This window comes from Streptomyces thermoalcalitolerans (assembly GCF_039525155.1).
Lineage (GTDB): Bacteria > Actinomycetota > Actinomycetes > Streptomycetales > Streptomycetaceae > Streptomyces > Streptomyces thermovulgaris.
Genome location: NZ_BAAAHG010000079.1, coordinates 1 through 14,875 on the forward strand (window position 1 = coordinate 1; position 14,875 = coordinate 14,875).

The following is a 14,875-nucleotide window of genomic DNA, read 5'->3' on the forward strand; positions in this document are numbered from 1 at the left end:
GAGCCGCCGCGGCCCTGGCGCTGCTGCGGCGGGCGTCCGCCGCGCCGGCCGCGCTCACCGCCACCGCCCTGCCGGTCCTGCGACACCGCCTCGTCGTCCAGGCGCAGGGTCAGCGAGATCCGCTTGCGCGGAATGTCGACGTCCAGCACCTTCACCTTGACGATGTCCCCCGGCTTGACGACGTCCCGCGGGTCCTTGACGAACGTCCGCGACATCGCCGAGACATGCACCAGACCGTCCTGGTGGACGCCGATGTCCACGAAAGCGCCGAACGCGGCCACATTCGTCACGACGCCCTCCAGGATCATCCCGGGCGACAGGTCGGAGATCTTCTCGACGCCCTCCTTGAAGGCGGCCGTCCGGAACGCCGGCCGCGGGTCGCGCCCCGGCTTCTCCAGCTCCTTGAGGATGTCGGTGACGGTCGGCAGACCGAAGGTGTCGTCCACGAAGTCGGCCGGGTTCAGCGAGCGCAGCACGCTCGTGTTGCCGATGAGGGCGGCCACCTCCTGACCGGTGGTCTTCACCATCCGGCGGACGACGGGATACGCCTCCGGGTGCACGCTGGAGGCGTCCAGCGGGTCGTCGCCGCCGCGGATGCGCAGAAAGCCCGCGCACTGCTCGAACGCCTTCGGACCGAGCCGCGGGACGTTCCTCAACTGCGCCCGTGACGTGAACGGCCCGTTGGCGTCCCGGTACGCCACGATGTTCTCCGCGAGCGACGAGGTGATGCCGGAGACCCGCGCGAGCAGCGGCACGGACGCGGTGTTGACGTCCACACCGACGCCGTTCACACAGTCCTCGACCACCGCGTCCAGCGAACGGGACAGCTTCACCTCGGACAGGTCGTGCTGGTACTGACCGACACCGATCGACTTGGGGTCGATCTTGACCAGTTCGGCCAGCGGGTCCTGCAGCCGGCGGGCGATGGAGACCGCACCGCGCAACGACACGTCCAGGTCGGGCAGTTCCCGGGAGGCGTAGGAGGAGGCCGAGTACACCGACGCGCCCGCCTCCGAGACCACCACCTTGGTGAGCTTCAGCTCCGGGTGCCTGGCGATGAGTTCACCGACGAGCCTGTCGGTCTCGCGGGAGGCCGTGCCATTGCCGATCGCGACCAGCTCGACCGCGTGCTCCCGGGCCAGCCGGGCCAGCTTGGCGATCGCCTCGTCCCAGCGGTTGGCCGGAACGTGCGGGTGGATGACGTCCGTGGCGACGACCTTGCCGGTCGCGTCGACCACGGCGACCTTCACCCCCGTGCGGTACCCGGGGTCGAGGCCGATCGTCGCGCGTGTGCCGGCCGGGGCGGCCAGCAGCAGATCGCGCAGATTGGCCGCGAACACGTTCACCGCCTCGTCCTCGGCGGCGGTGCGCAGCCGAAGCCGCAGGTCGATGCCGAGGTGGACGAGGATGCGGGTACGCCAGGCCCAACGGACCGTGTCCTGCAGCCACTTGTCGGCGGGCCGGCCGCGGTCGGCGATGCCGAAGTGACGGGCGATGATCCCCTCGTACGACGACGGGCCGTCCGTCGGCTCCTCCGGTTCCAGGACGAGCTCGAGGACCTCCTCCTTCTCGCCGCGCAGCAGGGCCAGGACCCGGTGCGAGGGCAGCTCGGTGAACGGCTCGGCGAAGTCGAAGTAGTCGGCGAACTTGGCGCCCGCCTCCTCCTTGCCCTCCCGCACCTTCGAGACCAGCCGTCCGCGCACCCACATGCGCTCGCGCAGCTCACCGATCAGGTCGGCGTCCTCGGAGAACCGCTCGGTGAGAATGGCCCGGGCCCCGTCGAGCGCGGCCTGGGGATCGGCCACCCCCTTCTCCGGGTCCACGAACGCCGCCGCCGCGGCGAGCGGCTCGACGCTCGGATCACCGAGCAGCCCCTCGGCCAGCGGCTCCAGCCCGGCCTCCCGCGCGATCTGCGCCTTGGTCCGCCGCTTCGGCTTGTACGGCAGGTAGATGTCCTCCAGCCGCGCCTTGGTCTCGGCGCTGCGGATCCGGGCCTCCAGCTCCTCGGTGAGCTTGCCCTGCTCGCGCACCGACTCCAGGATCGCGGCGCGCCGCTCCTCCAGTTCCCGCAGATAGCGCAGCCGTTCCTCGATCAAGCGCAGCTGCGCGTCGTCGAGCATCCCGGTCGCTTCCTTGCGGTAACGGGCGATGAAGGGCACCGTCGAGCCGCCGTCCAGCAGCTCCACGGCGGCCTTGACCTGCCGCTCCCGTACGCCGAGCTCCTCGGCGATCCTGCCTTCGATGGACCCTGTGAGGGGTGTCGTCACGTTCCCGTACCGCCTTCTTGCTCCACTGTGCGCCGCAATTCTGACAGGCTCCGCCGACAACCGGTGCCCAGGGCGCCACCGCGTCGCGCCGAATCTCCCGCTCCGGATCTCCCGCTCCGCCCGCCGCCGCCCGGTACGGGCCGAGTCCGCCGTCCGTGCCGCGTCCGTGCCGGACCGTGCGCGGGGACATCGGAGCCACGGCCGGGAACGGGCGGCCCCGGCGGTCCCGAGCCGCCGCGGCGGCCGGTGGGCGCATGGCAGAAAAGGTGGGAAATCCGTCGTTGCGGCCACAGGACCGGGCACCAAGAATCGGGGCATGGCGCAGCGAACCGTTCTCGTCGTCCTCTTCGACGGTGTGCAGAGCCTGGACGTGACCGGCCCCCTGGAGGTGTTCGCCGGTGCGGAGGAGGCCGTCCCGGGGACGTACCGCATCCGCACCGCCTCGCTGGACGGCGGGCCCGTACGCACCTCCAGCGGGCTGGGCCTCGTCCCGGACGGCCCGCTCGCCGAGGCGCCCGCGCCGCACACGCTGCTGGTCCCCGGCGGCAGGGGCACCCGCCGGCCGGACGCCCGGCTGGTCGAGTGGATACGCGGGCACGGGCCGCGGGCGGCCCGGCTGGTCTCGGTGTGCACCGGGGCGCTTCTGCTGGCCGAGGCGGGGCTGCTGGACGGCCGGCGGGCCACCACCCACTGGGCGTACTGCGAGAAGTTCGCCCGTGACCACCCCGCCGTCAGGGTCGAGGCCGACCCGATCTATGTGCGCGACGGCCCGGTGGCCACCTCGGCCGGGGTGACCGCCGGCATCGACCTCGCCCTCGCGCTCGTCGAGGAGGACCTGGGCCGCGACACCGCCCTCACCGTCGCCCGCCATCTGGTGGTCTTCCTGCGCCGGCCCGGGAACCAGGCCCAGTTCAGCGCCCAGCTCGCCGCCCAGACCGCCCGCCGTGCGCCGCTGCGGGACGTCCAGCAGTGGATCACCGAGCATCCGGACGCCGATCTGTCGGTCGAGGCGCTGGCCGCACGCGCCCGGCTCTCACCGCGCCACTTCGCCCGCGCCTTCCGGGCCGAGACCGGCATCACCCCCGGCCGCTACGTCGACCGGGTCCGTCTCGAACACGCCCGCCGGCTGCTGGAGGACACCGCCGACGGCATCGAGGAGATCTCCCGCGCCAGCGGCTACGGCACGCCCGAAGCCATGCGGCGCGCGTTCGTCAGGGCGCTCGGCACCGGTCCGGCCGAGTACCGGCGCCGGTTCCGCTCCGCACCCGTCAGCTGACATCCCCCGACCCGGCCACCTGACAACCACCGACCGGCACCCGCCTCACCCGCCACTCACCGAAGGAAGTCCCGTGCAGATCGCCGTCGTCCTCTTCGACCGTTTCACCGCTCTGGACGCCGTGGGCCCGTACGAGACCCTGGGCCGCCTCCCCGGCGCCGAGACCGTCTTCGTCGCCGAGCGCACCGGCCCGGTCCGCACCGACACCGGGCATCTCGCACTCACGGCCGACGCGGCCTTCGCCGAGGTCCCGAGCCCCGACATCGTGGTCGTCCCCGGCGGCCCCGGCCAGACGGCGCAGATGGAGAACCAGGCCCTGCTGGACTGGCTGCGCACCGCCGACGCCACCAGCACCTGGACGACCTCCGTGTGCACCGGCTCACTGCTGCTGGCCGCCGCCGGACTCCTGGACGGCCGCCGCGCGACCTCGCACTGGCTGGCGCTGGACTGGCTCAAGCGCTTCGGCGCCGAGCCCACGGGGGAACGGGTGGTCGTCGACGGCAAGTACGTCACGGCCGCCGGTGTCTCCTCCGGCATCGACATGGGCCTGACCCTGCTCGGCAGGATCGCGGGCGACGAACACGCCCAGGCCGTCCAGCTGATGATCGAGTACGACCCGCAGCCGCCCTATGACGCCGGATCCCCGGACAAGGCTCCCGCGCACCTCGTCGAGAAGGCCCGTGCCGAGATCCGCTCCTTCGTGAAGTGAGGTCGCCGCTCCTTCGTGAAGTGGAGTCCTGGTTGAGGTGAGGCCCTGGTGAAGTGAGGTCCTGGTGAAGTGAGGTCCTGAAGCGGAGCCCGGTGTACGCCCGGCCTACCGCACGGCCGCCTGCCGCACGGTCCAGGAGAACCGCGGCGCGCGGCGCTCCAGGAAGGCGGCGACCCCCTCCGCGGCGTCGCCGCTGCCGCGGGCCTGCTCCCTCCAGTGGGCCTCGCGGTCCGTGCGGCCGTCGGCGAACTCCTTGGCCGCGGCCTGGGTCAGCTGGGAGCGGGAGACGAGGACACGGGTGAACTCCGCGATCCGCTCGGCGAGCCGGCCCTCGGGCAGGACCTCGTCGACCAGCCCCGTGCGCAGCGCACGCTCGGTGTCGATCAACTCGCCGGAGAAGAGAAGGTACTTGGCGGTGGCCGGGCCGACCAGGGACACCAGACGCCGGGTGGAGGAGGCGGGGTAGACGAGTCCCAGCTTGGCCGGTGTCACGCCGAACAGCGCGCCCTCCTCCGCGAACCGCAGGTCGCAGGCCGCGGCGAGCTGGGCGCCGCCGCCCACGCAGTATCCGCGGACCGCCGCCAGCGTCGGCTTGGGGAACGCGGCGAGAGCCTCCTCGGCCAGCACCGACAGCTGCTGCGCCTTCTCGGGGGAGTCGCGCAGGGCGGAGATGTCGGCACCCGCGCAGAACGTCTCGCCCGCGCCCGTCAGCACCAGGGCCCGTACGTCCGGGTCCGCCGCCAGCTCCTCCAGCAGCGGCGGCAGCGCCCGCCACATCGCGGCCGTCATCGCGTTGCGCTTGGCCGGATGGTGGACGACGACGGTGGCGACCCCGTCGGCGACGTCGTGCAGCAGCTGCGGCTCCATGCGCCGGATCGTAGCGATCCCGGTCGGCGTTTGACCGAGGGGGGGAGGGGGACCAGAGGGAAGCGGGGGATCGGGGGCGCGGCAGCAAGGAGGCGCCGATGGCCAGGCTCACCAGGTCCCGCACGCCCCGCAGTGGGACGGCGAGGATGCGCCGTGATTTCGGCTGGCTCGCCGGACTCGGGACACTGCTGGTGGCCGCCGGACTCGTCGGACTCGTCTACACGGCCGCCGTCACCCTGACCTCCATGCTCCTGTTCGGCTGGCTGCTGCTGATCGGCGGTCTCATCGGGCTGGTGCACGCGGTCCGGTCCCGCGGCTCCAGCTTCTTCTGGCTCGGCGTCATCGTCGCCGCCCTGAACATCGCCGCCGGAGTCGTGATCATCAACCACCCGTACGAGGCCGCCGCCGCGCTCACCATGTTCGCCGCCCTGCTGTTCCTCACCGGCGGCCTGTTCCGGGTGGTCGGCAGCGCCGTCGTCCGCGGCCCCCGGTTCGGCTGGACACTCCTGCTGGGCCTCTTCTACCTGCTGCTGGGCGTCCTGGTGCTGGCCGGCTGGCCGAGCAGCAGCCAGTACGTCATCGGCGCGTTCATCTCCCTCGCCCTCCTCTTCGACGGACTCGGCCTGGTCGCCACCGGCTTCGGCGGCCGCCGTGTCGTCGGCATGGTCTCCGACCAGGCGGCCCGTGACCTGTCGTGACCGTGCACGGCGGCACGCGGACCGTACAACCCGAAGAGTTCGCGAAAGCAGCGCGGACAAGGCAGGAGCGGTCCCACACGTGACCGAGTCATACGCCAACGGTCGGAAAGCGCTAGAAACACGCTGACTTGTGTTCAGTCCTTGGGCGGAGAGCGCTGCGTTACCAACACTCGACGTGTGGTGACAATCGAGCGCGAGGGTGGCGACCGGACAATGGACAACCACGGGCGCGGGTACGGCCCACGCCCAGAAGGCGGCGCGGGGGCACCTTGGGACGGCAGGCCGTCGGATCCTCTTCCGTACGAGGGAGTCTGGCGGTTCACCGCGCCCGCTGTCGACGCCTCGGTCCCGCAGGCCCGGCACGCGGTCCGGGACCTGCTGCTGCGCCAGGGCGTTCCGGCCTCGGACGAGCTGGTCCACGGGCTGCTGCTGATCGTGTCCGAGCTGGTCACGAATGCCGTGCGGCACGCGGCGCTGCTGTCGCCGATGCTCGCCGTGGAGGTCGCCGTCGGCGCCGAGTGGGTGCGGGTGTCCGTGGAGGACAACCACCCCTACCGTCCGACCGCCCTGGAGGCCGACCACGGGCAGACCGGCGGCCGGGGGCTGCTCCTGGTCACCGAGATCGCCCGGGAGGCCGACGGGGTCTGCAACGTCGAGCACACGGCGAGCGGCGGCAAGGTGATCTGGGTCGCCCTGCCGCTCAAACCCGCATGATAGTCCCGGCGGTTCCCCGGACCGCCGCACGTCCCCGCCGGCCGGGGCTCACCGGCTCACCAGCCGGCGCCTCCCGTCAGCTCCCTGATCGCGGGCCGGGCCGCGTCCAGCACGGTCGGGAACCAGGCGGAGAAGGTGCCCTCCGCCTGCCGCTTCGCCAGCTCGGCGGGCGTCACGAACGCCGTGGCCCCGATCTCCTCCGGGTCGGGCCGCAGCGGCGACTGCACCAGGCCGACGAAGAGATGGTTGTACTCCTGCTCCACCAGTCCCGACTCCGGGTCCGGGTGGTTGTAGCGCACCGTGCCCGCCTCGGCGAGCAGCGACGGGGAGGTCCCCAGCTCCTCGTACGTCCGCCGGGCCGCCGCCGCCATGGGCGCCTCGCCGGGGTACGGGTGGCCGCAGCAGCTGTTGGACCACACACCGGGGGAGTGGTACTTGCCCGACGCCCGCTGCTGCAGCAGCAGCCGGCCGCGGTCGTCGAAGAGGAAGACCGAGAAGGCGCGGTGCAGCCGGCCCGGCGGCCGGTGGACGGAGAGCTTCTCCGCGATGCCGGTCGTCACGCCGTCCTCGTCGACCAGTTCCAGCATGATCGCATCCGCGGTGCCGTTCGACGAGCTGTGCTTCGCGGTGGCAGGTGTGATCGGCATACCCATCCTTCGCCTCGGTCCTCGAGCCCAAGTCTGCCGTACGAAACCGGCACTCCTGGCGCTTCCTGGCACCCCCGCATGTCCCGTACGGCACGGCGAGGGGTCCAGTGGGTGAGCGTGCCCACCCGGACCCGCCCGGAACCGTCCTGACCCACCCTGACCATCCCTGACCCTCCCTGATCCATCCGGAACCGACCGGACCCATCTGGATCGTCCCGGAGCCGCCCGGACCCGCCCGGAACCCCCCGGGCCCCGCAGGCCGTCAGTGGTCTCCGCGGGCCGGCAGTGGTCCCCGCGGGCCGTCAGTGGCACAGCCGGGCCTCGTGCTCCGCGTGCCCGCTCGGCTCCAGCTGGAAGGTGCAGTGCTCCACGTCGAAGTGGCCGCCGAGGCAGTCCTGCAGCTCGTGCAGCAGCTTCTCGTGACCGATGGCGTCCAGGGCACCGGAGCGGACGACCACGTGCGCGGACAGCACCGGCAGACCCGAGGTGATCGTCCAGACGTGCAGGTCGTGGACGTCCTCCACACCGTCCAGGGCCAGGATGTGCGCCCGTACCTCGTCCAGGTCGACGTCCCGCGGCGCCGCCTCCAGCAGCACGTCGAGGGTCTCGCGCAGCAGCCGCAGGGTGCGCGGCACGATCAGCAGGCCGATGGCGAGGGAGGCGATCGGGTCGGCGGCCTGCCAGCCGGTGAGCAGGATCACCGCCGCCGAGACCATGACCGCCAGCGAGCCGAGCGCGTCCGCGGCCACCTCCAGGAAGGCGCCGCGCACGTTCAGGCTCTCCTTCTGGCCGCGCATCAGCAGCATCAGGGAGATCACGTTCGCGACCAGGCCGACCGCGCCGAACACGATCATCAGCCCGCCCTGGGTGCCGGCCGGGGTGAAGAACCGTTGCACCGCCTCGTAGAGCACATAGCCGCCGACGCCGAGCAGCAGCAGACAGTTGGCGAGCGCGGCGAGTATCTCCGCGCGGGCGTAGCCGAAGGTGCGGTGCCGGCTCGGCGGACGGTTGGCGAAGTGGATGGCCAGCAGGGCCATGCCGAGGCCGAGGGCGTCGGTGGCCATGTGGGCGGCGTCCGCGATCAGCGCGAGGGAGTCCGCGAGCAGACCGCCGACGATCTCCACCACCATCACGGTGAGCGTGATCGACAGCGCGATGCGCAAAGTGCCCTGGTGCGAGGCCGCCGCTGTGCCGGTGGCCCTGGCACCGTGCGCGTGCCCGTGGTGATGACCGGCACCCATGTGACCGACCGCCTTTCCTCGTTCCGCCGGACCACAGTGAACTACGGGAGGGGGGTATGGGGCAACGCGGCACTGAACACCGTTGTCATGTGCCCTGACCTGCGAGAACAGCTCGAGGGGCAGGGTGTCGCGCGGTTCGGGCGCCATGGTGCGGCGACCGGTCCCGCCCTGCCGGGGAGACCCTGCCGGGTACCCCGCTCCGCCGCCCGGGCCGGTCGCTTTCCGGTGCTCGGTCTCGTCGTACTCGTCGTACGGGGACGCCGGAGCGCACGGGGAGTCCTTCCGTGACGAGTCCCACATCGGGGCTGCCGTGAACGGCCGCGGAGGAGGGGAACGAGAAGGGGAACAGGGAGGGGGACGAGAAGGGGAAGAGGACGCACCGTCTGTTCCCCGGCCTCCGCCCTGGTCCGCGCCCCCATGTGCCTCAAAGCGCCCTGTCCCGCCGGTGGGCAGCCATGCCCGGGCAAGCCATGGCACGGCCGTCCTGCTCCGGGCGGGACAAAGCAGGACGACAAAGCGGGACAACAGGCCGGGACGGGACGACACGGGCCGCCCGCGCACGGTGACGCGTTGACACGGATGAATTGACACGGATGAATGAGGCATCCGTTCCGATGTGCGAGGGACACCCGCTCCGGGAGCGCGGAGTTTGTGACCCGGGCCCCGGATCACCGATGATGATCGCGGCGAAGGCCGCGCCGGCCCCTGCGAACGGCTCACGCCGGACCACGTGAGCGGCCCGTGCACGGCCGGTGAACGGTGCGGTGGGCGAGCACTTCCCGGTATCCGATAGCCTCTGCCGGTGCCGCTCGAGTGCCCCAGGCCGGCGGCGCCCCACCACGCACACGACCGGCGCGGACGCGTCGGTACCCAGGGAGTGAGTTCGGTTGTCGACCGCCATCCTCACCGGTCAGCCGGTCCCCGGATCGTCGCTCGAGAACGATCTGCGGTCCCTCGGCTTCGACGTGCGGATCGCCGCCGACGGCTCCGACGCCGAGGCCCTGCTCGCCCAGGTGCCCGCCGATCAGCGGGTCGCCGTCGTCGACGCCCGGTTCGTCGGCCATCTGCACGCCCTGCGCCTGGGCCTGACCGACCCCCGCTTCCCGCTCGCCGCCATCCCCGGCGCGGTGACCGCCCGCCCGGCCGGCCGCCAGGCGCTGATCCGCGCGATGGCCCGCGAGAACTCCGCCGCCGGCGGCACCTCCCCCCGGTCCTCGACCGCACGCGAGCAGGGCGGTGCCCCCACCGTCCTCGACAGCCTCGCCGACCGGATCGCCGCCGCCCTGGAGGCCGACGGCGCCGAGGTGCACCGCCCCGAGCTGGGCAGCCTCGTCGCCGCCGTACCCGACGACCCCCAGTCCCGCAACGAGACACGGCAGGCCGTCGACGCCGTCGACGACGAGGCCATACGCCTGAAGTCGGCCGTCAAGGCCCGCGACGGCTTCTTCACCACCTTCTTCATCAGCCCGTACTCCCGCTACATCGCCCGCTGGTGCGCCCGCCGCGGTCTGACCCCCAACCAGGTCACCACCGCCTCCCTGCTCACCGCGCTCGTGGCGGCCGGCTGTGCCGCCACCGGCACCCGTGGCGGGTTCATCGCCGCCGGCGTGCTGCTCATCGCCTCGTTCGTCCTGGACTGCACCGACGGCCAGCTCGCCCGCTACTCGCTGCAGTACTCCACCCTCGGCGCCTGGCTGGACGCCACCTTCGACCGGGCCAAGGAGTACGCCTACTACGCCGGCCTCGCCCTCGGCGCCGCCCGCGGCGGCGACGACGTATGGGCCCTGGCCCTGGGCGCCATGGTCCTGCAGACCTGCCGGCACGTGGTCGACTTCTCCTTCAACGAGGCGAACGCCGGAGAAGCGGCCAACACCAGCCCCACCGCCGCCCTCTCCGAGAGACTGGACAGGGTCGGCTGGACGGTCTGGGTACGCCGGATGATCGTCCTGCCCATCGGCGAACGCTGGGCCATGATCGCGGTCCTCACCGCGGCCACCACCCCGAGGATCACCTTCTCCGCGCTGCTCATCGGCTGTGCCTTCGCGGCGGCGTACACCACGGCGGGCCGGGTCCTGCGGTCGGTGACCCGCACGGCACGGCGCACCGACCGGGCGGCGCTGGCGCTGGCGGACCTGGCGGACAACGGACCGCTCGCGTCCCTCGCCACCGCACTGCCCGGTGCCCGGGCACTCCGGTACACCCCGCTGCTGCCGGCCGTGCTCGGCGTGGCGGTCCTGGCCTGCGCCCTGTTCCTGGGCGGGCACTGGAGCGTCGTCGTGGCCGCCGTCTGCCACGCCCTCCTCGCGGGCCTGGCCCTCGCCCGGCCCCTCACCGGCTCCCTCGACTGGCTGATCCCCCCGCTCTTCCGCGCCGCCGAATACGGCACCGTCCTGGTCCTGGCCGCCGAAGCGGACGTGCCCGGAGCGCTTCCCGCGGCTTTCGGGCTGGTCGCGGCCGTCGCCTACCATCACTACGACACGGTGTACCGCATCCGCGGCAACGCCGGAGCGCCGCCGGCCTGGCTGGTGCGCGCCATCGGAGGGCAGGAAGGGCGGACGCTGCTCGTCACCGTGCTGGCCGCGCTGCTCACCGCCACACAGTTCACGGTCGCGCTCACGGTGCTCGCCGTGGCCGTGGCCCTGGTCGTGCTCGCCGAGAGCATCCACTTCTGGGTGACCTCTCATCTGAGAGGCGCGCCCGCCGTACACGACGAAGGAGAACCCGCATGATCGGCCTTGTGCTGGCGGCCGGCGCTGGACGGCGTCTGCGCCCCTACACCGACAGCCTGCCCAAGGCGCTGGTGCCGGTGGGGCCGGAGGGCGCGGCCGACGGCCCGACGGTGCTGGACCTCACGCTCGGCAATTTCGCCGAGATAGGCCTGACCGAGGCGGCGATCATCGTCGGTTACCGCAAGGAAGCCGTGTACGAGCGTCGGGAGAAGCTGGAGCGCACGTACGGCCTGAAGCTGACTCTGATCGACAACGACCGGGCCGAGGAGTGGAACAACGCCTACTCCCTGTGGTGCGGCCGGGAGGCGCTGAAGGAGGGCGTGATCCTGGCCAACGGGGACACGGTGCACCCGGTGTCGGTGGAGCAGACCCTGCTGGAGGCCCGTGGCGGCGACCGGAAGGTGATTCTGGCCCTGGACACGGTCAAGCCGCTGGCCGAGGAGGAGATGAAGGTGATCGTCGACCCGGACAAGGGGGTCCGCCGGATCACCAAGCTGATGGACCCGGCGGAGGCCACCGGGGAGTACATCGGGGTCACCCTGATCGAGCGCGAGGCCGCAGAGGAGCTGGCCGACGCGCTGAAGGCCACCTTCGAGCGGGATCCGCAGTTGTACTACGAGGACGGCTATCAGGAGCTGGTCGACCGGGGCTTCCGGGTGGATGTGGCGCCGATCGGGGAGGTCAGCTGGGTGGAGATCGACAACCACGACGATCTCGCCAAGGGGCGTGAGATCGCGTGCCAGTACTGACCCGGCTGATTCCCTCGCCGGTGGTGGTGGAGATCCGGCCCGGTGCACTGGACAATCTGGCGGGAGTGCTCGCCGATGAGCGCATCTCGCACTCGGGGCGGCTGGCCGTCGCGGTCAGTGGCGGTTCCGGTGCCCGGCTGCGGGAGCGGATCGCTCTCTCGCTGCCGGGTGCGGACTGGTACGAGGTGGGCGGCGGCACCCTGGACGAGGCGGTCCGCCTGGCCGGGGAGATGAAGGGCGGCCACTACGACGCGGTGGTGGGCCTGGGCGGCGGCAAGATCATCGACTGTGCGAAGTTCGCCGCGGCCCGCATCGGTCTGCCCCTGGTCGCGGTGCCCACCAACCTCTCCCACGACGGCCTGTGCTCCCCGGTGGCCACCCTGGACAACGACGCGGGCCGCGGCTCGTACGGTGTGCCGAACCCGATCGCGGTCCTCATCGATCTGGATGTGGTCCGTGACGCCCCGGCGCGGTTCGTGCGCTCGGGCATCGGTGATGCCGTTTCGAACATCTCCGCGGTCGCGGACTGGGAGCTGTCCCACCGCGTCAACGGCGAGAAGATCGACGGTCTGGCCGCGGCCATGGCCCGTCAGGCGGGCGAGGCCGTCCTGCGCCACCCGGGCAGCATCGAGGACAGCGGTTTTCTGCAGGTGCTCGCCGAGGCCCTGGTGCTCACCGGCATCGCCATGTCGATCTCGGGCGACTCACGGCCTGCCTCCGGCGCCTGCCACGAGATCAACCACGCCTTCGACCTGCTGTTCCCCCAGCGGGCCGCCAGCCACGGCGAGCAGTGCGGCATCGGCGCCGCCTTCGCCATGTACCTGCGCGGGGCTCATGAGGAGTCGGCCGCCATGGCCACGGTGCTGCGCCGGCACGGGTTGCCGGTGCTGCCCACGGACATCGGCTTCACGGTGGACGAGTTCGTCCGGGTGGTGGAGTTCGCCCCGGAGACCCGGCCCGGCCGCTACACGATCCTCGAACACCTCGACCTCACGTCCGACCAGATCAAGGGTCTCTACCTCGACTATGTCAAGACCATCGGTAGCTGAACTACGACCGGTCGTGCACCCCGAAGGGGTGAAGGACCGGCGCAGCGGTGAGCACTGGGCGGGCCGCCTCTACATGCGGGAGGTGTCCCTGCGGGTCGACCGCTGCCTGGTGGGTACCAGGATCACGCCCAACCAGCTCACCTGCCTGATGGTCGTCGCGGGCGTCCTGGCGGGCGCGGCCCTGCTCGTGCCGGGCCTGCCGGGCGCCCTGCTCGGCGCCGTGCTGATCCAGGTCTATCTGCTGCTGGACTGCGTCGACGGGGAGATCGCCCGCTGGCGCGGCCAGACCTCCGTCACCGGTGTCTACCTGGACCGCGTCGGCCACTACCTGTCCGAGGCGGCCCTGCTGGCCGGCTTCGGACTGCGCGGCGCCGACCTGGGGGGCACCGGGGGCCCGCAGTGGCTGTGGGCGTTCCTCGGCACCCTGGCCGCGCTCGGTGCCGTCCTGATCAAGGCCGAGACCGACTTGGTCGACGTGGCCCGCGCCCGCAGCGGACTGCCGGCGGCCAGGGACGAGGCGGCCGTGCCCCGCTCCTTTGGCCTGGCCCTGGCCCGCAGGGCGGCCGCCGCGCTGAAGTTCCACCGCCTGGTCGGCGGTGTCGAGGCCAGCCTGTTCATCCTGCTGGTCGCGGTGGGCGACCTGATCGCCGGCGGCGGCCTGTTCTGGACCCGGCTCGGCATCGCGGTCCTGGCCGGCATCGCGCTTCTGCAGACGCTTCTGCACCTGGTGTCCATTCTCGCGTCCAGCAGGCTGAGGTGAGCGGCATGACCTCTTCGCCCAAGGGTTCGCCCGAAGTTTCGCTCAAAGTGGGCGCCGTGATCATCACCATGGGCAACCGCCCCGAGGAACTGCGGGCCCTGCTCGAGTCGGTCGCCAAGCAGGAGGGCGACCCCATCGAGGTGGTGGTCGTCGGCAACGGTTCGCCCGTCCCGGACGTCCCCGAGGGCGTACGGACGGTGGAGCTGCCCGAGAATCTCGGCATCCCCGGCGGCCGCAACGCCGGCATCGAGGCTTTCGGCCCGGCCGGCAGCGACGTCGACATCCTGCTGTTCCTCGACGACGACGGCCTGCTCGCCCGCACCGACACCGCCGAGCTGTGCCGCCAGGCCTTCGCGGCCGACGACCGGCTCGGCATCATCAGCTTCCGCATCGCCGACCCGGACACCGGCGTCACCCAGCGCCGCCATGTGCCGCGGCTGCGTGCCTCGGACCCGATGCGCTCCTCCCGGGTGACCACCTTCCTCGGCGGCGCCAACGCCGTACGGACGCGGGTCTTCGCGGAGGTCGGCCTCCTGCCGGACGAATTCTTCTACGCCCATGAGGAGACCGACCTGGCATGGCGGGCCCTGGACGCGGGCTGGATGATCGAGTACCGGTCCGACATGGTGCTGCACCACCCCACGACCGCGCCCTCGCGGCACGCGGTCTACCACCGCATGGTCGCCCGCAACCGCGTCTGGCTCGCCCGCCGCAACCTCCCGGTCCCTCTCATCCCGGTCTACCTGGGGGTGTGGCTGCTGCTCACCCTCGTCCGCCGCCCCTCCCGGCCGGCCCTGAAGGCCTGGTTCGGCGGCTTCAAGGAGGGCTGGACCACACCCTGCGGACCGCGCCGGCCCATGCGATGGCGTACGGTGTGGCGACTCACCCGACTGGGCCGGCCACCGGTCATCTGACAAGCTCGTTCCCCGGGAGCGCCCGGCCCGTCCGGCCGGTGCTCGTGCCCCGCCCGGACATCCGTGCTGGGTGCGCATCTCGAAGACGAAAGTTTCCACCTGTGAGTGAGACAACGCATGACGGCGTCGCCCTGGACAAGGCCCCGTCGTCCGACGAGGGCCTCACGGCGCGGCAGCTCGCCGACAAGTACGGTCTGTCCGTCAGCGGTGCCCGTCCTTCCCTGCCGGAGTATGTGCGCCAGTTGTGGCGGCGGC

13 protein-coding genes and 1 pseudogene are annotated in these 14,875 nt (G+C 72.0%); 10 read left to right on the forward strand and 4 right to left on the reverse strand.

Annotation, left to right across the window (positions count from 1 at the left end):
• A partial coding sequence (locus ABD224_RS27380; RefSeq protein ID WP_344054647.1) for a Tex family protein occupies positions 1-2,267 on the reverse strand: 2,267 nt, incomplete at its 3' end.
• A gap of 316 nt (positions 2,268-2,583) precedes the next feature.
• On the opposite strand from ABD224_RS27380, the gene ABD224_RS27385 reads away from it, so the two are divergent.
• A complete protein-coding gene (locus tag ABD224_RS27385; RefSeq protein ID WP_344054649.1) occupies positions 2,584-3,543 on the forward strand; it encodes a GlxA family transcriptional regulator in 960 nt (319 codons plus the stop codon).
• 73 nt (positions 3,544-3,616) lie between these two features.
• On the forward strand, positions 3,617-4,252 hold the full coding sequence (locus tag ABD224_RS27390) for a DJ-1/PfpI family protein (protein WP_344054651.1): 636 nt from the start codon (positions 3,617-3,619) through the stop codon (positions 4,250-4,252).
• A gap of 105 nt (positions 4,253-4,357) precedes the next feature.
• On the opposite strand, the gene ABD224_RS27395 is transcribed toward ABD224_RS27390, so the two are convergent.
• Positions 4,358-5,119: an enoyl-CoA hydratase/isomerase family protein gene (locus ABD224_RS27395; protein WP_344054653.1), complete on the reverse strand. Its 762-nt coding sequence runs from the start codon at positions 5,117-5,119 to the stop codon at positions 4,358-4,360.
• 98 nt (positions 5,120-5,217) lie between these two features.
• Here ABD224_RS27395 and ABD224_RS27400 point away from each other — a divergent pair, with 98 nt between their 5' ends.
• A complete protein-coding gene (locus tag ABD224_RS27400; protein WP_344054655.1) occupies positions 5,218-5,817 on the forward strand; it encodes an HdeD family acid-resistance protein in 600 nt (199 codons plus the stop codon).
• A 213-nt stretch (positions 5,818-6,030) separates the two neighbouring features.
• Positions 6,031-6,531: an ATP-binding protein gene (locus ABD224_RS27405; RefSeq protein WP_344054671.1), complete on the forward strand. Its 501-nt coding sequence runs from the start codon at positions 6,031-6,033 to the stop codon at positions 6,529-6,531.
• Positions 6,532-6,587: 56 nt separating this feature from the next.
• Here ABD224_RS27405 and idi read toward each other — a convergent pair whose 3' ends face one another.
• Both idi and ABD224_RS27415 read right to left on the reverse strand, forming a co-directional pair.
• Positions 6,588-7,178 (reverse strand): isopentenyl-diphosphate Delta-isomerase, encoded by a 591-nt coding sequence (idi, locus tag ABD224_RS27410; protein WP_344054657.1) that lies wholly within the window; start codon positions 7,176-7,178, stop codon positions 6,588-6,590.
• A gap of 302 nt (positions 7,179-7,480) precedes the next feature.
• Positions 7,481-8,419: a cation diffusion facilitator family transporter gene (locus tag ABD224_RS27415; RefSeq protein WP_344054659.1), complete on the reverse strand. Its 939-nt coding sequence runs from the start codon at positions 8,417-8,419 to the stop codon at positions 7,481-7,483.
• An 887-nt stretch (positions 8,420-9,306) separates the two neighbouring features.
• Between ABD224_RS27415 and ABD224_RS27420 the strand changes: the two genes are divergently transcribed.
• The 6 genes and pseudogenes from ABD224_RS27420 to ABD224_RS27445 form a co-directional block, all read left to right on the forward strand.
• Positions 9,307-11,148 carry a DUF5941 domain-containing protein gene (locus ABD224_RS27420; protein ID WP_344054661.1) on the forward strand — a complete coding sequence of 614 codons (1,842 nt, stop codon included), beginning with the start codon at positions 9,307-9,309 and terminating at the stop codon, positions 11,146-11,148.
• Positions 11,145-11,897: a phosphocholine cytidylyltransferase family protein gene (locus ABD224_RS27425; RefSeq protein WP_344054663.1), complete on the forward strand. Its 753-nt coding sequence runs from the start codon at positions 11,145-11,147 to the stop codon at positions 11,895-11,897. The genes ABD224_RS27420 and ABD224_RS27425 overlap by 4 nt, the downstream gene beginning before the upstream one ends.
• Positions 11,885-12,946 (forward strand): iron-containing alcohol dehydrogenase family protein, encoded by a 1,062-nt coding sequence (locus tag ABD224_RS27430; protein ID WP_344054665.1) that lies wholly within the window; start codon positions 11,885-11,887, stop codon positions 12,944-12,946. Before ABD224_RS27425 ends, ABD224_RS27430 begins: the two co-directional genes overlap by 13 nt.
• A complete protein-coding gene (locus ABD224_RS27435) occupies positions 12,924-13,706 on the forward strand; it encodes a CDP-alcohol phosphatidyltransferase family protein (RefSeq protein WP_344054667.1) in 783 nt (260 codons plus the stop codon). The genes ABD224_RS27430 and ABD224_RS27435 overlap by 23 nt, the downstream gene beginning before the upstream one ends.
• Positions 13,707-13,711: 5 nt before the next feature.
• Positions 13,712-14,620, forward strand: a complete 909-nt coding sequence (locus tag ABD224_RS27440; protein WP_344054669.1) for a glycosyltransferase family 2 protein — start codon at positions 13,712-13,714, stop codon at positions 14,618-14,620.
• Positions 14,621-14,721: 101 nt separating this feature from the next.
• Positions 14,722-14,875: pseudogene (locus ABD224_RS27445) on the forward strand (ABC transporter permease); the annotation flags it as partial.